This is a genomic window from Aeribacillus sp. FSL M8-0254, from assembly GCF_038008845.1.
In the GTDB taxonomy this organism is placed as follows: Bacteria; Bacillota; Bacilli; order Bacillales; family Aeribacillaceae; genus Aeribacillus; species Aeribacillus composti.
Genome location: NZ_JBBOZY010000001.1, coordinates 1421141 through 1438815 on the forward strand (window position 1 = coordinate 1421141; position 17675 = coordinate 1438815).

The window sequence follows — 17675 nt, forward strand, 5'->3', positions numbered from 1 at the left end:
ATGAAAGGCGGAAAATTGCTCTTTCAATTTATCGATAAAGCGTCTTTGAAAGACTTGACAAGCATACATAGAAGCTAAAAAGGAAAACAAAGGCGAGAGTAAGAAAAATTCAGTATGCGCCCCCTCAAATTCTTTTGTAAGGTAAACAATCAAAAGGAACTCTTTTTATAAAAGGCTAAACAGTGACAGCAATACAAGCTGTTCACAAGCTTCGTTCTATAATATAAAACAGCAAAAAATTTGAAATGGAGGCTTATGATGGAGAGAATTGCAGTAATTGGTCAATCCGGCTTGATTCCGGAACATGTCCGCCTCCTGGCTGAAGAAATCGGTTCAGAAATTGCTAAAAGAGGAGCTGTTCTTTTGACAGGCGGCGGAAGCGGAGTGATGGAGGCAGTTTCACGAGGGGCCAAACAAGCAAATGGCCTTGTCGTAGGTATTTTGGCTGGAGACGACAAACAGGCAGCAAACGAATTTATTGATATTCCGATTAATACTGGATTAGGTTTTGATTACAGAAGCGTTTTGCTTGTTCATTCCGCAGATGCCATCATTATGATTGGAGGAGGAAATGGAACGCTTGGAGAATTGTCTGCCGCATATATGAACAAAAAACGTGTCATCATCGTTGAAAATTCAGGAGGATGGTCGAACACCGTGAAGCAAATCGCCTTTGAAGGCTGTTATTTAGATGAGCGGAGAACAGTCGAAATTCAGTTCGCTAAAACGGCTAAATCAGCTGTAGATCTTGCTTTTCAATCCATTTACAACCCTGTTGATCCCGATAAAAATACCGGTTTAATAGGTGACTAGCATGCGGATGTTTAAAAAGTCCAATCGGTTGAAAACAATATATCAACGTTTCTAAAATAGTAAAGGGGAGTCCATAAGCCAAAAACGACTTATTAGACTGCCCCGAGTGCTATCCTTAAAAACATGAGAAGGAAGAGATTCTGTTTAAATCAATGCCGAAATATTCCCATCGATTTTGACGAGGTCTCCAGCGCCACCCGGCAATGGATCTTTGTCCTACAAACACAGGGAAATACCAGAAGCTTCTGCCGTTTGTTAATCGGATAAATGTAAAACGATGTAAACATCTTCTAATGCCTCCGGGATCAACTGCAAATGTTCCGACTCCGGGTGATTCTTGAGGAATAAAACTTGGAGGCGGTCCTGAAGGCGGTCCTTGCTGCTGTCCAAAACCGTCACTCGGACTTCCGCCGATTCCAGGAGGGCCGAATGGAGGGAAACCGGGACCAGTCCCCGTAGGAGGAAACGAAGGAAATCCTCCACCCATCCCTGGAAAGCCCGGAAAAAATTCTGGCTGTTGAACTCCCGGGAGGATTTGTCGATAGAATGGATACACGTTCATGCTCCTTTCACTTTTCAGTTGTTCACCATAACATATGCAACTTCACTTTTAAGGTGTTTGACCTACATAAAAGTTTTTTATAAAAAAAGGAAATCAAGTCGTCTTTGTCGAAATGAAATGTATCATTTACATTTTTGTGAGTAACGCTGTTCAGACTTATTTCCCATCGATTTGTAGCGAAAGAAGTATTAAATGAACAAAGAATAAAACCGATATAAAAAAATGAAGAAGAAACGTTCGCAAATATTAGACGGAAGGAAGAAAGATATGAACGAAAAGGGAATTTTGCTTGAAAGCGGTACGAACGAGTTGGAATTTGTAGAGTTTCTCGTCGGCTCGAATAAATTCGGTATAAATGTGATGAAAGTAAAAGAAATCATTCAGCCTCTTCCTGTAACGAGCGTGCCTCACGTCCATCCATACGTTGAAGGAATTATTGAATTAAGAGGAGAAGTGCTCCCGGTAGTTAACGTACCGAAGGCGATCGGCGATCCGAATTGCGAGCCCAGCGAAAAAGATAAGCTGATTGTAACGGAATTTAACAAACAAAAAGTTGTGTTTCGCGTCCATCAAGTAACCCAAATTCATCGTGTGTCTTGGTCGCAAATTGAAAAGCCTTCTGAAATGTATCAAGGATTGGAAACTCAAATTACCGGCGTTGTCAAAATGGGAGACGAAATGATTTTAATGCTTGATTTTGAAAAAATCGTTGTTGAAATTAATCCTGAGTCCGGAATCCAGCAGGAAAAAGCGAAAAAACTGGAAAAGAGGGACAGATCTGATAAAAAAATTGTCGTTGCCGAGGATTCTCCGCTGTTGCGCAGATTGTTGAACGACACATTGACGGAGGCGGGATTTCAACAGATTGAGTTTTTTGAAAACGGCAAGGATGCACTGGACTATTTAGAGAATATTGTAAATGAAGGCGAACCGGTTAAGGAGCGTGTTGATTTAGTCATTACGGACATCGAAATGCCGCAGCTTGACGGATTGCATTTGACGAAGCGAATTAAGGAAAATCCAGAGCTGGATCATATTCCGGTTGTGATTTTTTCCTCATTGATTACGAATGATTTAAAACATAAAGGACAACAGGTAGGTGCAAATGCCCAAATTAGCAAACCTGAGGTCCATCACTTGATTGAGCAAATCGATGAATTGTTATTTAAAAATGAAGAAGATGATGAATCAAAAGACGAGGCTGAATAAGCCTCTCTTTTTACTCAATCATACCGTTCGCCTAATCGTTTAAACACCGGTTTTTGATATGTATGACGATGGAACCGTTTGGGAGAAGAAAGCGGTCGATTCGCTTTATCCATACCGATATAATACTCCAATAAATTTTTTGCCTTTGACAATGATAGATTTGTTTTCGGGTTTCGGTATGAATTATTTAAGGAACCTAAGTGAGGAAGGTTTTGGAAGTCTTCTTTTGTAGGAGGCATATGAAAATAATAATTTCCTGCCGACACCAGAACATCTGACTGCTGTTTGCTTAATTTTGGATTTTTTGAGTAATGCAGTCCTTTCTTTGTTGCTTTTCCTTCAGTAATCAGTTTTTGCAGCGCCTTCTTTTTTAAATAATATAAATATTTAGGATTTGGCGCTGTTTTTGCATGCCGATTGACAACATAGATGGCTCGTGCTATATTTTCCGGCGTCTCATCCCGTAGCTTATAATGACTGATATCGTCCATGATGTCTCTCCTTTTTCATTATTTTCCGTAATCTTTATTTACATTATACTTTCATGAATAGAAAATGCAACCAGTTTTTACAGTCTATTAATTATGCCTATAATAGTTATTATGAAATATTTTAGAAAGCAGGGTGGGTCATGAGCGGAAAAGAGGAATTTCTAGATATCGACGAAGAAACGCTTTTTATCGTGTCGCAAACGTTTAAAGCGTTATCGGATCCGACTAGAATTCGGATTTTACATTTACTTGCGGAAAAACAAGAATGTTCTGTGAATGAAATAGCTGCCGAGCTTGAGCTTTTGCAATCAACCGTTTCCCATCAATTGAGGTTTCTCAAAAATTTGCGTTTAGTCAAATTTAGAAGGGAAGGAACGACCGTTTACTATTCACATGATGATGAGCATGTAAAAAAAATACTAGAGCAAACCATTGACCATGCTCGGCATAATTAAAATGGGAGTCGAGTGGGCAGTTTGATCAGGGGATTAAACGGTTAAGAGATGATCTCGGTATGGAGCCGGGGTCATCTTTTATAATTTATGGCTGCGGCGCTGATTTCATTCATTTATTATTTATTTATTTCACATTCTGTAAAAGATTCGAATTTCTTTCGGAACATGATAGGGGGCTGTCCAGAAAGTCAAATCGCCATTGAAAACAAAAAATCATAAACACCGATATATCAACGTTTCTAAAACATTCATGGGGGCGTCAATAAGCCGTAAAAACGACTTATTAGACACTCCCTTTTTTGCTTGTTATACGTTTAGTCGAAGTTTTCTTGAGGGTAGAAGCAAAAACTAATGATGAATTTCTTCGGTAAAGTTTATTATTATCCCTTTCCTTCAAACGAATTATCACAAAAAAACTCCCAATCAATGCGGTTGTAGGATGAATTCTCATCCACTATGATCCACATGATTGGGAGTATAAGTCTGACTGTCAAACACATTTTTGTTATAAAACCGATTTGATTGTGTTTTTACCTAGCCGATGCCGTTTTTCTTTTAAATATTTCGGCATCAAGATCATATAAAAGAAAAAGACGAAAAGAATGATAAGAGCCATACCGTAATAAAATAAATCGATGTTTCGAATGATGTTTGGAAACAATAGTGCAATACATAAAAGCGTAGCAGACTGCGCAAACATCATTAACGGGTCGATCCATCCGCTGACACGTCCCATTAGCTTTGGATGAACGATATTCGGAATCCAACCGCCAATTGCTACGTTCACAGGACCGATGCACATGCCGATCAAAAAAATAATCGACAAGTAAAATTCTACTTCATCCACAAAACCAAGGAGAAAAACAAAAATGCTTGTCAAAAATATCGGTGTAACAAACATTGGAAACGGTTTTATTTTTTTAGCAAAAAATGTTGAAACTGTGCTGCCGACTAAAAGACCCGCACCGAGAAAAATGGCAAATAAAGATGAATACATTTCATAAGAATTCGGTGCCAGATCATATTTCATTGTAAATAACGGAAGAACGGCAAAACTTCCTTGAACAAAGCCGAAAATGAAAAATCCAAAAATAATGAGCGTTAGAAGCCGATTATGTAAAATGTACCGAATACCTTCCAAAAAGTCGGAAACAGCGGATGATATATGTAAACCTTTCCATGACACTCGACCGTTTGGTAGCCTTGCTGATTTAGGGATTTTACACGAGCGAATGAGCAAGGCGGAAAGAACGAAGCTTATTAAATCAACCAATACGGCCCCATGAATTCCAACTGTTCGATAAGCCAATGCCCCTAATCCGACACCAAACACTAAAAAAATGCTGAAAAGTATTTGATTCAAACCTGAAGCTTGCGCATATTGATCTTTTCGCAAAATAGCTTGTACTAAACTAGACTCGGCTGGATAAAAAAATTTCGTGACAGCACTCCGCAAAAACAAGATGAAAAAAATGAGCGGAATCGAATTTGTAAATAAGGCGAAAAACAAACATGCAGTCATAATTGCACGAATCCAGTCGCAGTTCTCTGCCACCTTTTTTCGATCGAAGCGGTCTGCTACTACACCGACAATGACAAAAACAAATACAGTCGGCAAAGAATACATCAGCTCAGCAATAGTTGCGTAATAAGGTTTGCTGCTAAAATGCTCCAACAAATAAAAAGCAAACGCCATATTGCCAACTGTTGAACCCATTTGTGAAGCAAGCGCTGCAAAAAACAATTTGACAAAATTGCGGTTTTTAAAAATATCCATTGCGACTCCCCTTAACTGACACTTACAGTAGCTATTATAATTTACCTAATTCAATATGAACATCTTTTTTTCATATTTTGGTTAGAGAAACGGAAAGCCAAGTACTTTTAAGCCGGTTAAAAGAGAGGATTATTTGGAATATAATGTAAACAAGGTGATTTCTGGAACTGCCAAAAAACGAAAGGGCAGTCTAGTTGTGCCCAACCCGCGATTGACATAAAGCTTCGTATGATCAACAGTATAAAAGCCCTCCGAAAAGGATTTTGCATAAGGAGGCGTGTAAAGCGGACCTATAAAAGGGATTTTTACTTGTCCTCCATGGCTGTGTCCAGATAATTGGAGATCAACATTGTAATTTTTTGCTTGAAGCACTGTATCAGGTTCATGGGCTAAAAGAATAGTAAAATAGTTTTTGTCAATATTGCCCATTGTTTGATGAAAATCAGGTCTTCCAAGCATGACATCATCAAGGCCGGCGACAATCAATTTGCTTCCGTCAATCAGCTGTATCTCTTTTTTTTCATTTTGCAGTAAATGAAACTCTGCATTTTGTAATATATTGCGATAAACATCAGTGCCGTATCCGCCGTGATCATGATTTCCATAAATTGCAAATTTCCCGAAGTCGGCACGGAGGCGTTTTAAAATCGGGGCAATCTGATGCACAGCGGGATAACTGTTCGGCTCATCGATTAAATCACCAGTAAAAACAATTATATCCGGGTTTAGACGATTGATTTGATTGACGATCCGTTCCAGATTTGCAATTGTAAAGTCGTTATTTAGATGTGTGTCGCTGAATTGAACAATTTTCAAACCATCAAAACCTTTTGGTATTTTTGGATGAGAAATATTTATTTTTTTTATTTCTAGTCTTCTCGGTTCAATATATCTTGAGTAGATGTATAAACCGCTGCTCGCGAATAAACTGCACGCAGCCGTCCAGAAAAAATGCTTTAAAAATTGTCTTCTTGTCAACTTATTCATTCTTACCAACCATTTCAGTTTTTATAGCAATCGAAAAAATTATAACATAAAACTTTCAACATCTTGTTTAATGTTTTTTGACAAATCTTCACATGCACGTTTTTTCTGATTAACTATTTTGTTATCATCTATGGACAACATTAAAACAATCATTTGGAAAATATGATGAAAAAGGTTTAACTCTTCTGCTGGAGCGAGAAAGTCTTTAGGAATTGAGAAATGAATGGTGTAATTTTCATAAAACATAAAGGGCAGCTATGTAATGATTTAAATTTCTAGTAAAATTGCTATTAAGGAAGGAGGATTAAAATGGTGTCACTTTAAGGGAAAAACCTATTGTAAGAGGAAATGATGCAAGAAGATTTATTAATAACAGAAATTTGAAAGATAGAAATTTGAAAGATAGACCCCCATGCCGAAAAAAATTCGGCACCATCGGAAGGATGAAAACGAATATTGTCGAAATAACTCCTTGCAGCTGGGGTCATGAGGTCGATGCATCTATGGTACGCAAGAGTCCGAAAGATAGACGGACCCCAGTAGCCTGGTGCACCACGGAATGTCGCTCCCGAGTTGGGAAGCACGCAGGATAGAATGCTTCGTCATAGGCTACTGCACCAGCTGAAGATGAAATGAAGCAGGGAGGGAAAGCGATGAAGGTATTATATGAACGTTGTTGTGGAGTAGACGTGCATAAAAAATCCATTACCGCTTGTACCATCACCCCTGAAGGAAAAGAAATACGAACATTCGGTACCATGACCGATGAATTGCTGGAGTTTGTGAACTGGTTGAAAGAAAAAGGGGTGACGCACGTGGCGATGGAATCGACAAGCGTGTACTGGAAACCGTTGTACAATTTGCTCGAACTCGAACAAATCGAAACGCTTGTCGTCAATGCCCGGCATATTAAAGCAGTTCCTGGACGGAAGACGGATATGAAGGATGCCGAGTGGATCGCCAACTTGCTTCGCCATGGATTGTTGAAAGGAAGTTATATTCCGGACCGAGCCCAACGAGAACTGCGAGAACTCGTTCGATATCGTCGCAGTTTGATCGAAGAAAGAGCGCGGGAATTGAATCGGATTCAAAAAGTATTGGAAGGAGCGAACATCAAGTTGTCGTCCGTTGTTTCCGATATCAATGGGGCATCGGCACGAAAAATGATTCGTGCGTTGATCGAAGGGAAAAACGATCCGATGGTCATCGCTCAGCTCGCAAAAGGGAAATTGAAACAAAAAGTGGAAGAACTCCAGCGCGCATTACACGGGGTAATCGGCCCTCATCAACGGATGATGTTAGCCGAACAATGGCGGCATGTGGAATACCTAGATGAAGCGATTGCGCGATTAGATCAGGAGATCGAGGAGAGAACGCGCCCTTTTGAAGAAGCGCTGGAGCTCTTAGATACGATTCCGGGAGTCGGGCGGAAAAGTGCGGAACAAATTTTGGCGGAAATCGGAACCGATATGAGTCGCTTTGCATCAGCGAGCCATCTGGCATCGTGGGCAGGCATGGCACCAGGAAACTACGAGAGTGCGGGGAAACGGTTATCAAGCCGAACGAGGAAAGGGAACAAGAAGCTGAGAGCGTGTTTAGTAGAATGTGCCCGTGCCGCCGCGAGAAAGAAGGATACGTATTTATCCGCGAAATATCACCGCATAGCCGCAAGAAGAGGGGCGAATCGAGCGAGTATGGCAGTTGGACGAACGATATTAGAAATCATCTATTACCTGTTAACTCGGAAGGAACCGTATAAAGAATTAGGGGCAGACTATTGGGATCGTCAACGGGAAGCAAAGATCGTGCGTCAAACGGTGAAGAAATTAGAGGGGTTAGGGTACGAAGTGAAGTTAGAAAAAGTGGGTGCATAAGGGAATTAAACCATATATAAACTTTAATACCTTCCTTTGGAAATTATATTCCAAAGGCTAGGTGGGGGTTGTTTTTTGCCAAATTTTGTTTTCAGGATAGAGCAAAAAATAAAATCTGTAGATGAGCAAATTCGCTAACATAAATTTACAACCAAACAAAAAAAGAGACATGAACCCGATTCCTTGATTAGAATAGATGTGTCACCAAAATTATTCACAAGGAGGTTCATGTCTCATGAATAGATTAGCACATCATCAAGGAATCCACAAGTTTTTCACGATGTTGGGGTTGGCACTTTATTTTTCAAAACCTGTCATGAAGCATCTCGTTCATATCGTGGATGCGATGATCACGAAAGGCTTTTCTGGAACGTTGACCGATCTTCATCATTGGAGCTTTCACCCCAATCATCGAACGACACTCAGCCATTTTTTCACGAAAAGCCCTTGGGATGAAGAGACGCTGCTTCGCAAACTTCAACAGTGGATGCTTCGTCGTGTCGAACGCATCGCCAAACAGGAGAATCAACCCCTTTTTGTTTCGATCGATGATACGATTTGCCAAAAAACCAAGCCTTCGTCACAGGCAACGCACGCCATTCAAGGGTGTGATTGGCACTATTCTCACACAGAGAAAAAGTCGATCTGGGGACATTCTCTCGTTTGGCTCATGGTTCATACGATGACCCAGGCTTTTCCCTTTGCGTTCCGCCTCTACGACAAGGCGGCTGGGAAAAGCAAGGGGGAACTCGCGATCGAGATGCTTTCTTCTTTGGATGTACACCGTCCTGTTTATGTGCTGATGGACTCTTGGTATCCATCGCAAAAGCTCGTGGAAGCTTGTCTGAAAAAGGGATTCCACGTAATCGCAATGCTCAAGACGAATCGGGTTCTTTATCCAAAAGGCATCGCCATCCAAGCCAAACAGTTTGCCCGCTATATCGAACCGAACGACACTCATCTCGTCACGGTGGGAGAAGAGCGTTATCGCGTGTATCGCTACGAGGGATCGCTGAAAGGTCTCGATGATGCCGTTGTGTTGTTGGCTTGGAAAGCCGATCAGCCGATGACACCTGAACATCTTCACTGCGTCTTGAGCACCGACCGGGAGCTAAGCGATGAAGAGATCTTGCGCTACTATGCCCAGCGTTGGTCGATCGAATGCTTTTTTCGACAAGCGAAAGACCAGCTGAAGCTCGATGGGTACCGCGTTCGTCAACGTCGGGCGGTGAAACGCTACTGGATCTTGGTGCAGCTTGCTTACGTGTACAGCATGTTCGAGTCGAACAGCGATTTTTCTGATGGGCTCGATCTTCTGCGCAAGAGAAAAGGACATAGCCTCGTGGAGTTCATTTACCGTGCAGCGAAACAAAATATTCCCATTGATACCGTGAAAAAACAGCTCCACGTGGCATAAGGGGTACCCTGTTTGTCTCTTTTACATGGTAATTATTGTAATTAAAATTGCTCAACTACAGTAAAATAAAAAATTTGCAAAGAGAAGGTATTGGTAATGATAAATATTTTCATAAAACCTATTGAATGAAAAGATATGGAAAAAAATAATAATGAGTCAATGATTATTAATGAAATGATGATACTGATTCATTTAAAACCAATAAAAATCAACAGTCTAGTTTTGAAATTGATAAAAAGAAAAAGTAAATTCGTTTATGTTGAATAACTAATTCAAATAATTTTAGAGGACACCTCAAAATCCCCTATTCGAATCAGCAAGAGAAAAACTCCATCTTTTTGAATATATTTTCTGCTTAGACGATTTTCTCCGTGTAGAAAAAAGTCATTTTGATGAATAGTTTTATCTGGACCCGTCATACTTATGAAAGCAATCACTTCATTTGCAAAGTCGTAGATCAAAAGCAGCAGTGCTGAAGCCTTGATGAAACTCGTTCAAACAGATTGTAAATTGTTGAGATTAATGCCGTTAATTGTTTTTCGTTCATTCCTGTATATCTCTATCGGTATTTTAGCCAGAACACTCTAATTTCTTTGTTTTCCTTCGGTCCGATGATTTTCGGCTATTTTTCATGCAAACGGAATGTTTCTGCTCTCTGTTCTTTTATTGCTCGGTTTTCTGCTTGTATGGTCATTGAAAAAACAAACTACTTTGTTGATTGTGGAAGCGGGCGCAAAACATAAAATCAATTGAGAGGCCAACCGTTGCATCCAGGATGGGCCTCTTTCCAATTATGTAAAAATGGGAATGTAGCAAATGCGCAAAAAAGGTTCTTCAACATTTTCTAATGTTCCAAATAATGTTATAATCATGTATCATATGAGAGTACAAGAAGCGGAGAGATGCCCATGGACCCACTAGATGTCATAACTAATACCGAAAAAATTGTGCCTTATTATCAGGCGATTTTTAGCGCAGATGAACAAAAGGTGATTGGCTACGAAATTTTAGGCAGAATTCATATGGAAGGGGAATACAAAAGCTTAGGCTTTTTTTTCCATGATGATTCGATCCCTGAAGAATACCGAATGGAAGTAGATGATACAGTCGTCAAAAAAGCATTGGAGGAAATGAAAGAACTGGATGATGATCTTTTCATTTTTATAAACAGGGATCCAAATCTGCTTATGATCGATCACGGCGAAAGCTTTTTAAATTTGCTGCTGGAAGAAAAAGAGAAAGGGCTTGATTTAAACCGGATTGTTCTGGAAATTACGGAACACAATTATTTAGGAGATATCGAACAGCTCCATCATTTGCTCACTTATTACCGGACTTACGGAATCAAAATTGCGATTGACAATATTGGGAAAGAATCGAGCAATTTGGACCGCATTGGGTTATTATCTCCTGATATTTTGAAAATCGATTTGCAGCCATTAAAATTAGCTTCACCCAGCCAATCGTATTTCGATGTTTTATTTTCGATTTCACTACTTGCGCGCAAAATCGGTGCGACGCTTTTATATGAAGACATCGAGGCAAACTTTCAATTGCAATATGCGTGGAAAAATGGCGGAAGATATTATCAAGGATATTATCTTCATTATCCGGAAAGAGAATTTATTGATCGATGTGTTCTAAAAGAAAGACTGCAGCAGGAATTCAACCATTTCATTCAATTTGAAAAGAAAAAGCTTGAAACACTTTATTCATATTCCGACCAGTTTCATCAGCGGGTGTCACAACTAGTGAACAAATATAAAAAAGCTGTCAGCCAATTTGACGAATTAATTACCCATTTAGCAGAAGAGCTTGGCGACATGAGCTTTCGTATTTATATTTGTGATGAAAACGGGTTTCAAAAGTCAGGAAATATTTTCCGAAAAGAAGACCGATGGATTTTTCAAAAAGAATATTATATGAAAAATTGGAGCTGGCGCCCGTACTTTTTAGAAAATATTATTCGCATGCGCGTCAACAAAAAAGGGTTTTTAAGTGATTTGTATAGTGATATCGAAACAGGGGAGACGATCCGCACGTTTTCCTATCCGCTTGATGACGATCATTATTTGTTTATCGATATTCCATATTCTTATTTATATGAACAAGACGGTCTCCTTTGAATAAACCCCCCTTTTTTCTCAAATAATAGAGAAAAAGGGGGGTTTTTATGCAATTTACGAATTTGATCTTCGGCGGTGTTTTTTTGTTAGTTTTGCTTGTTGGCCTGTTTTATACGTTACAAGTGGGCAGCCAGATGGAAAAAAGGCAAAGCGAGTATGATACAGAAGTAAGCGAAAAAGTTGAAAAGCGCCCGTATATTCGAAATCCGATTTTTATTGCTTATATCGTGCTGATTGCATTTGCGCTTTTTTATATTTTTTATATTAGCTTTTCAACTACTTGGTAGCCATAACTTCGCGTTATGGTTTTTTCTATTAAAGGAAATTTTGTTTTGAAAAATTTTTTTATAAAAAGTGTTGACATCGATATTGATAATCATTATCATTATAAATGTAAGACGAAGTAGTTCACAGACGTCTTGAAGTGAAACATCGCGGCTAAACCCCCGCTCCCCCTTTGTTACACATTCGGACGAGAAACCCGGCTTTGGAGGCCGGGTTTCTTCTTGGTGCGCCCGGCATGTACATGAACTATAGGGTGTAAGTCCCGAACCCCGAAGGCAGAAGTAGCAGTTAGCTTAACGCAAGGGTGTCCGTGGTGACGCGGAATCTGAAGGAAGCGAGCGGCAAACTTTAAGGTCTCTCGGAACACGAACTTCATATGAGGCTAGGTATCACTGGGTGAGTTTGCAAGACAAAACAAAGCCCTTTCTGCCGAAGGTGATACAGAGTAAATGAAGCAGATGGATGGAAGGAAAGATTACACTCTTACCCGGGGAGGTCTGGCGGATAGGTGAAATACGCTTCATAACCTACTTAGTGATAAGTAGCTGAACCGTCAGAAGTCAGCAGAGGTCATAGTATTAGTTGGTTTAGAACTACTAAGAAGGACCGAACAATTAAGAGAGAATAGCCCTTGGCATTCAGTGAGTCATGATGAACACAGAAAACGTAGTACCTCACTTGAGGGAGGAAGCGGTGAATCCCGTGGGAGATCTCTTGGAGGGTGGAGTGACCACTGGCATAAAGAGAACAGCTATTCACGGAAGTTATAAAGACTTGCGTCAATTATCTTAATTGAACCGCCGTATACGGAACCGTACGTACGGTGGTGTGAGAGGACGGGAGTTAATCGCTCCCTCCTACTCGATTCTCTTAAAAAAATTGATAATTGACAAGGAGAAAGGGTGGTATTATATTATATTTGTATAAGAAAATGATAATCATTATCAATTTAGAATAAATTGGAGGTTTTCCATGATCCGCCTATACACAGATCGTTTACAAATTTCCTATGGCAATCGACTGATTGTGAAAGATATGAAAATTGAAATTCCAGATAAAAAAATTACAACGATAATCGGTTCCAACGGCTGTGGAAAATCCACTTTGTTGAAAGCGATAACTCGGATTATTCCGCACCAATCCGGTCGAATTATTCTTGATGGCGAGAGTATTTTAAAGCAGGATACGAAAGAACTGGCGAAAAAAATGGCCATACTTCCTCAATCACCAGAAAGTCCAGCCGGCCTTACCGTTGGAGAGCTTGTATCTTACGGCCGCTACCCATATCAAAAAGGCTTCGGCAGATTAACAAAAAAAGATCTTGAGGTCATAAACTGGGCTTTAGAAGTTACGAAAACGGCCGATTTTAAACACCAGCCAGTCAATGCGCTGTCAGGCGGTCAAAGACAGCGTGTCTGGATAGCGATGGCGCTTGCTCAAGAAACGGACATCATCTTTTTGGATGAACCGACCACTTATTTAGATATGGCGCATCAGCTTGAAGTACTAGAGCTTCTACAGCAGTTAAACAAAGAGCAGGGGCGGACAATCGTCATGGTGCTTCATGATATCAATCAAGCAGCTCGTTTTGCCGATTATATTATAGCATTGAAAGACGGACAAATTATCAAAGCCGGGACGAGTGACGAAGTAATCGACTGCAACGTGCTGAAAGAAGTATTTCAAATTGATGCTGTAATAGGACGGGATCCCCGAACAGATAAACCAATATGCATCACGTACAATCTAATAAAAGGAGAAGAAAATCATGAAAAAACGTCTTATTCCAATTCTGTTCTTGTTGGTTCTCATAGTTAGCGCTTGTGGTAATAAAAAGGAAGACAGCGCTGAAAAGAAAGAAGAAAAACCTGAAACGATTACATATCAATCGGAAAACGGTCCTGTTGAAGTCCCGGCTAATCCTAAAAGAGTCGTTGTTCTCTCGTCATTTGCCGGAGATGTGATGTCTTTAGGAGTAAATCTCGTTGGTGTTGATTCATGGTCAAAAATGAATCCACGCTGGAAAGACAAATTGAAAGATGTTGCAGAAGTATCTGATGAAGATTTAGAAAAAATCATTGAACTAAATCCGGATTTAATCATCGGATTATCGACGATTAAAAATGTAGATAAACTGAAAAAGATAGCGCCTACTGTTACGTTTACTTATGGAAAAGTCGATTATTTAACACAGCATATAGAAATCGGCAAGCTTTTAAATAAGGAAAAAGAAGCAAGAGAGTGGGTCGAGGATTTCAAAAAAAGAGCTGAAGAAACAGGAGAAGAAATTCGCGCGAAAATTGGGGAAGATGCAACTGTTTCAGTCATTGAAAGTTTTGATAAGCAATTATATGTGTTTGGGAACAACTGGGGAAGAGGAACAGAAATTTTATACCAAGCCATGAAGCTAAAAATGCCTAAAAAAGTGGAAGAAAAAGCTTTAAAACAAGGTTATTATGCTTTATCGACTGAAGTGCTTCCGGATTTTGCAGGGGATTATTTAATTGTCAGCAAGTATTCGGATGCTGATAACTCTTTCCAAGAAACAGATACTTATAAAAACATACCGGCTGTCAAAAACAATCGCGTGTTTGAAGTAAATGCTAATGAATTTTATTTCAATGATCGACTGACATTGGAATATCAGCTTGAATTCTTTCGAGAAAAATTTCTTGGAAAAAAATAAGTAATTAGAAGAAGAGAAATTCAGCAGGCATGAATTTCTCTTCTTTCCATCTATAAAATAGAAAAATAGAAGAGATGAGATGTATGCTAAAAAACGATTCCGCTTCATTTTTCTTTAAATTCATATTCGCAGTCATTTTGCTGATTGGTTCGTTTTTTTTAGCGATGGTGTTTGGAGCGGCAGACACTAGTGTAAAAGATGTTTGGCTTGTGCTAACGACAGATGCGGCTGGTAAGACGATTGATATGATTCGGGAAATTCGTCTTCCGCGCGAAGTCGGTGCTATTTTTGTCGGCGCTTCTTTATCAGTAGCCGGAGCAATCATGCAAGGATTGACTCGCAATCCATTAGCAGATCCAGGATTATTAGGGCTGACAGCCGGAGCAAATGCTGCACTCGCTTTGACAATTGCCCTTTTTCCAAACGCAAATTACTTTAGTATGACCATTGTGTGCTTTATTGGAGCAGCAGCTGGCGCCTTTTTAGTTTTTGGAATCGGTGCGGTAAAAAAAGGAAGGATTTCTCCTTTTCAAATCGTTTTAGCGGGGGCTGCTGTGTCTGCTTTTCTTTTTGCCGTCGCGGAAGGAATCAGCTTATATTTTAATATTTACAAAAATGTTTCGATGTGGACAGCTGGAGGACTTGTCGGTGCAACATGGAAACAGCTCAAGATCCTCATACCGATTGCTCTCGTTGGGATCACCATTTCTCTTTTTTTCTCAAGGCAGCTGACCATTGTAAGTTTAAATGAAGAAGTGGCAGTCGGGTTAGGACAAAAAACGGCACAAATAAAAATGGTGCTGTTTATCATCATTATATTGCTTACTGGTGCATCTGTAGCCCTTGTTGGGAATATGGCATTTATCGGTTTAATGGTTCCGCATATCGTCCGTTCGGTCGTAGGGGCCGATTATCGTTATATTCTCCCAATGTCTGCGATATTCGGCGCCTGCTTTTTATTAATCGCTGATACGCTTGCCAGAACGATTAATGCTCCTTACGAAACACCGGTGGCGGCCATTGTTTCCTTTTTAGGTTTGCCTTTCTTCCTGTTCATTGTGCAAAAAAGGGGGAAAGCTATCACATGATCATACATCCGGCAATTGTAAAAAAGCAGCGGCTGATCATACTTGTTCTGATTCTTTTAATTGCTGCAACGGCCATCATCGGAATGGGATTAGGCACCTCCTCCGTCTCGATGAATCGCTTGCTTCCAACTATTCTCGGCCACGGGACGTTTAAAGAGGAGTTCGTTTTATTTTCCGTCCGCTTGCCGCGGATCATTGTGACCTTATTGGCAGGAATGGCTTTGGCGGTTTCCGGGGCGATCTTTCAAGATATTACTAGAAACGATTTGGCTGAGCCGGGGATCATTGGGATTAATGCCGGAGCAGGAGTAGCTATTGCAGTGTTCTTTTTATTTTTTCCAACTGATGTCGGCTCATTTGTGTATTTACTGCCAGTCGCAGCTTTTATCGGCGCTCTTTTAACGGCAGGGGCTATTTACGTTTTTTCTTATGATCGAAATGCCGGTTTAAACCCCGTTCGATTAGTCCTTATCGGTGTCGGCTTCGCCATGGCTTTATCAGGAACCATGATCGTCATTATTTCTTCTGCAGAACGGCAAAAAGTTGATTTTATCGCCAAATGGCTGGCAGGGAACGTTTGGGGGGCAGATTGGCCGTTTATTTTGGCAATTTTACCTTGGATTGTCATTTTGATTTCGTTTATTGCTTTCAGAGCTCAACAATTAAATTTATTAAGTTTAAACGATCCTACTGCTGTCGGGGTTGGCTTGAAGATTGAGAGGGAGCGAATTACGCTTCTATTGGCTGCTGTCGGGCTTGCCGCAGCTGCGGTTTCTGTAACGGGAGGTGTAGCGTTTATCGGTCTTTTGGCACCCCATTTAGCACGGTCACTGATTGGTCCCCGCAATCAACTTTATCTTCCGATTGCGATTTTGTTGGGAGGGTGGCTTCTACTACTGGCCGATACAATCGGGCGAAACATCGCACTTCCCGACGGCATCCCAGCGGGCATTATGACAGCTTTAATCGGGGCGCCCTACTTTATCTATATTTTATTGAAAAAATCATCATAATCGAGGCACATTTCGTTTAGAAAAGAATGAGGACAGGAATAAAATAGCTGATAGTAATTTAGAAATCTTCCATTACTCCTATGTGTCGGCTGGCTGTTCATCCTTTTTTAGCTAGACGGCATCTATTTGCTTACATGATACTCCGTAATACATCTGGCTGGAAGTAAGACAAATTGATGCCTTATTTAATAAAAATTGGGCGTCAGGAGGGCTGAAATCTCCCTCCGCCGTTCCTGCCTTTGTCAGTGTGAAAAAGTTTGCCTCATAGACTCTCTTTAAATGCTCATTTTTTAGCAGAATTCAAGAAGTTTGGCAGTTGATCGAACATTTTACTGAAGGTAATGACAGCTTCTTTTTCTTCTTTGTTTTATGTGCAGCCTTTTATAAAGAGTATTTTTGTCTACAAGAGCTTCAACCGTGATGATTTAAAATTGAACATTTTTCCCACCTAATGACGCATTGATTAGCATCTTTCAACTCTTTGTCCTAATTCGAGCTGTCTGACGTACAGAATGAACGGAAATACAGCTCTACATGTTCTTTTGCTCTAGCTCAACTATTTTTGAGAAAGGTTGGCTGGCTTCATTGTTCGCTTCCGCCTCAAAGATGCTCTTAAGTTCATGTGATTTATTGAGCAATGGGTCCATGTTTCCCATTTCATTTCAATCAAATCTTTTCATATAACAGAGAGAGCATACGGTTTCAAAGGGGAGAAGCCCTCGCATCAGTTCCAACACTTTATTGGCGAAGAAACGTATCTATCATTTAGAATCAGTGTAAATAAACACAATTGCCGGAGCCAGAGGAACTGAATGCAGCGGTTCGAACGGTGATGTCATTTAATCGACTTGGTTAATTAAACAAAAAACAATCTGCACATGCTCCAGCTTCG

Annotated in this window: 15 protein-coding genes; 11 read left to right on the forward strand and 4 right to left on the reverse strand. The window is 40.2% G+C overall.

What is annotated here, in order from left to right; genetic code table 11:
- The first annotated feature begins 258 nt into the window (after positions 1 to 258).
- Entirely contained in the window at positions 259 to 813 is a 555-nt protein-coding gene (locus NSQ44_RS06925) for a TIGR00725 family protein (protein ID WP_066247977.1), read from the forward strand.
- Positions 814 to 928: 115 nt separating this feature from the next.
- Here the strand turns inward: NSQ44_RS06925 and NSQ44_RS06930 are convergent, their stop codons facing one another.
- Positions 929 to 1300: a hypothetical protein gene (locus tag NSQ44_RS06930; protein ID WP_063389454.1), complete on the reverse strand. Its 372-nt coding sequence runs from the start codon at positions 1298 to 1300 to the stop codon at positions 929 to 931.
- A gap of 342 nt (positions 1301 to 1642) precedes the next feature.
- On the opposite strand from NSQ44_RS06930, the gene NSQ44_RS06935 reads away from it, so the two are divergent.
- The gene (locus NSQ44_RS06935) at positions 1643 to 2584 is read left to right on the forward strand and encodes a chemotaxis protein (RefSeq protein WP_340856185.1); all 942 of its coding nucleotides are present in this window, start codon (positions 1643 to 1645) and stop codon (positions 2582 to 2584) included.
- A 14-nt stretch (positions 2585 to 2598) separates the two neighbouring features.
- Here NSQ44_RS06935 and NSQ44_RS06940 read toward each other — a convergent pair whose 3' ends face one another.
- On the reverse strand, positions 2599 to 3075 hold the full coding sequence (locus tag NSQ44_RS06940; protein WP_340856187.1) for a YkyB family protein: 477 nt from the start codon (positions 3073 to 3075) through the stop codon (positions 2599 to 2601).
- 140 nt (positions 3076 to 3215) lie between these two features.
- On the opposite strand from NSQ44_RS06940, the gene NSQ44_RS06945 reads away from it, so the two are divergent.
- The gene (locus NSQ44_RS06945; RefSeq protein WP_063389325.1) at positions 3216 to 3530 is read left to right on the forward strand and encodes an ArsR/SmtB family transcription factor; all 315 of its coding nucleotides are present in this window, start codon (positions 3216 to 3218) and stop codon (positions 3528 to 3530) included.
- A gap of 505 nt (positions 3531 to 4035) precedes the next feature.
- Here NSQ44_RS06945 and NSQ44_RS06950 read toward each other — a convergent pair.
- Together NSQ44_RS06950 and NSQ44_RS06955 are read right to left on the reverse strand one after the other, a co-directional pair.
- Positions 4036 to 5307, reverse strand: a complete 1272-nt coding sequence (locus NSQ44_RS06950) for an MFS transporter (RefSeq protein WP_340856189.1) — start codon at positions 5305 to 5307, stop codon at positions 4036 to 4038.
- Between the two features lie 129 nt (positions 5308 to 5436).
- Positions 5437 to 6294, reverse strand: coding sequence for a metallophosphoesterase (locus NSQ44_RS06955; protein ID WP_340856191.1), 858 nt, complete (start codon positions 6292 to 6294; stop codon positions 5437 to 5439).
- 653 nt (positions 6295 to 6947) lie between these two features.
- Between NSQ44_RS06955 and NSQ44_RS06960 the strand changes: the two genes are divergently transcribed.
- The 8 genes from NSQ44_RS06960 (at position 6948) to NSQ44_RS06995 (ending at position 16783) form a co-directional block, all read left to right on the forward strand.
- Positions 6948 to 8168, forward strand: coding sequence for an IS110 family transposase (locus tag NSQ44_RS06960; protein WP_044899176.1), 1221 nt, complete (start codon positions 6948 to 6950; stop codon positions 8166 to 8168).
- Positions 8169 to 8403: 235 nt separating this feature from the next.
- Complete coding sequence (locus NSQ44_RS06965) at positions 8404 to 9585, forward strand: IS701 family transposase (RefSeq protein ID WP_340856192.1); 1182 nt, start codon at positions 8404 to 8406, stop codon at positions 9583 to 9585.
- A gap of 908 nt (positions 9586 to 10493) precedes the next feature.
- Positions 10494 to 11711 carry an EAL-associated domain-containing protein gene (locus NSQ44_RS06970; RefSeq protein WP_445659495.1) on the forward strand — a complete coding sequence of 406 codons (1218 nt, stop codon included), beginning with the start codon at positions 10494 to 10496 and terminating at the stop codon, positions 11709 to 11711.
- A gap of 47 nt (positions 11712 to 11758) precedes the next feature.
- Positions 11759 to 11998, forward strand: coding sequence for a hypothetical protein (locus tag NSQ44_RS06975; protein WP_094245557.1), 240 nt, complete (start codon positions 11759 to 11761; stop codon positions 11996 to 11998).
- A gap of 970 nt (positions 11999 to 12968) precedes the next feature.
- Positions 12969 to 13814 carry an ABC transporter ATP-binding protein gene (locus NSQ44_RS06980; RefSeq protein ID WP_340786710.1) on the forward strand — a complete coding sequence of 282 codons (846 nt, stop codon included), beginning with the start codon at positions 12969 to 12971 and terminating at the stop codon, positions 13812 to 13814.
- The gene (locus NSQ44_RS06985; RefSeq protein WP_066247990.1) at positions 13765 to 14682 is read left to right on the forward strand and encodes an iron-hydroxamate ABC transporter substrate-binding protein; all 918 of its coding nucleotides are present in this window, start codon (positions 13765 to 13767) and stop codon (positions 14680 to 14682) included. The genes NSQ44_RS06980 and NSQ44_RS06985 overlap by 50 nt, the downstream gene beginning before the upstream one ends.
- An 83-nt stretch (positions 14683 to 14765) precedes the next feature.
- Positions 14766 to 15770, forward strand: a complete 1005-nt coding sequence (locus NSQ44_RS06990; RefSeq protein WP_340856194.1) for a FecCD family ABC transporter permease — start codon at positions 14766 to 14768, stop codon at positions 15768 to 15770.
- Positions 15767 to 16783 (forward strand): FecCD family ABC transporter permease, encoded by a 1017-nt coding sequence (locus NSQ44_RS06995; protein WP_445659496.1) that lies wholly within the window; start codon positions 15767 to 15769, stop codon positions 16781 to 16783. The genes NSQ44_RS06990 and NSQ44_RS06995 overlap by 4 nt, the downstream gene beginning before the upstream one ends.
- Positions 16784 to 17675: the final 892 nt, after the last annotated feature.

What these genes read in the sequence shown, in the direction of transcription:
- NSQ44_RS06940 (WP_340856187.1), bottom strand. Translation starts at nt 3,075, where the DNA reads ATGGACGATATCAGTCATTATAAGCTACGGGATGAGACGCCGGAAAAT.
- NSQ44_RS06990 (WP_340856194.1), top strand. Translation starts at nt 14,766, where the DNA reads ATGCTAAAAAACGATTCCGCTTCATTTTTCTTTAAATTCATATTCGCA.
- NSQ44_RS06930 (WP_063389454.1), bottom strand. Translation starts at nt 1,300, where the DNA reads ATGGGTGGAGGATTTCCTTCGTTTCCTCCTACGGGGACTGGTCCCGGT.
- NSQ44_RS06975 (WP_094245557.1), top strand. Translation starts at nt 11,759, where the DNA reads ATGCAATTTACGAATTTGATCTTCGGCGGTGTTTTTTTGTTAGTTTTG.
- NSQ44_RS06980 (WP_340786710.1), top strand. Translation starts at nt 12,969, where the DNA reads ATGATCCGCCTATACACAGATCGTTTACAAATTTCCTATGGCAATCGA.
- NSQ44_RS06945 (WP_063389325.1), top strand. Translation starts at nt 3,216, where the DNA reads ATGAGCGGAAAAGAGGAATTTCTAGATATCGACGAAGAAACGCTTTTT.
- NSQ44_RS06965 (WP_340856192.1), top strand. Translation starts at nt 8,404, where the DNA reads ATGAATAGATTAGCACATCATCAAGGAATCCACAAGTTTTTCACGATG.
- NSQ44_RS06970 (WP_445659495.1), top strand. Translation starts at nt 10,494, where the DNA reads ATGGACCCACTAGATGTCATAACTAATACCGAAAAAATTGTGCCTTAT.
- NSQ44_RS06955 (WP_340856191.1), bottom strand. Translation starts at nt 6,294, where the DNA reads ATGAATAAGTTGACAAGAAGACAATTTTTAAAGCATTTTTTCTGGACG.
- NSQ44_RS06950 (WP_340856189.1), bottom strand. Translation starts at nt 5,307, where the DNA reads ATGGATATTTTTAAAAACCGCAATTTTGTCAAATTGTTTTTTGCAGCG.
- NSQ44_RS06985 (WP_066247990.1), top strand. Translation starts at nt 13,765, where the DNA reads ATGAAAAAACGTCTTATTCCAATTCTGTTCTTGTTGGTTCTCATAGTT.
- NSQ44_RS06925 (WP_066247977.1), top strand. Translation starts at nt 259, where the DNA reads ATGGAGAGAATTGCAGTAATTGGTCAATCCGGCTTGATTCCGGAACAT.
- NSQ44_RS06935 (WP_340856185.1), top strand. Translation starts at nt 1,643, where the DNA reads ATGAACGAAAAGGGAATTTTGCTTGAAAGCGGTACGAACGAGTTGGAA.
- NSQ44_RS06960 (WP_044899176.1), top strand. Translation starts at nt 6,948, where the DNA reads ATGAAGGTATTATATGAACGTTGTTGTGGAGTAGACGTGCATAAAAAA.
- NSQ44_RS06995 (WP_445659496.1), top strand. Translation starts at nt 15,767, where the DNA reads ATGATCATACATCCGGCAATTGTAAAAAAGCAGCGGCTGATCATACTT.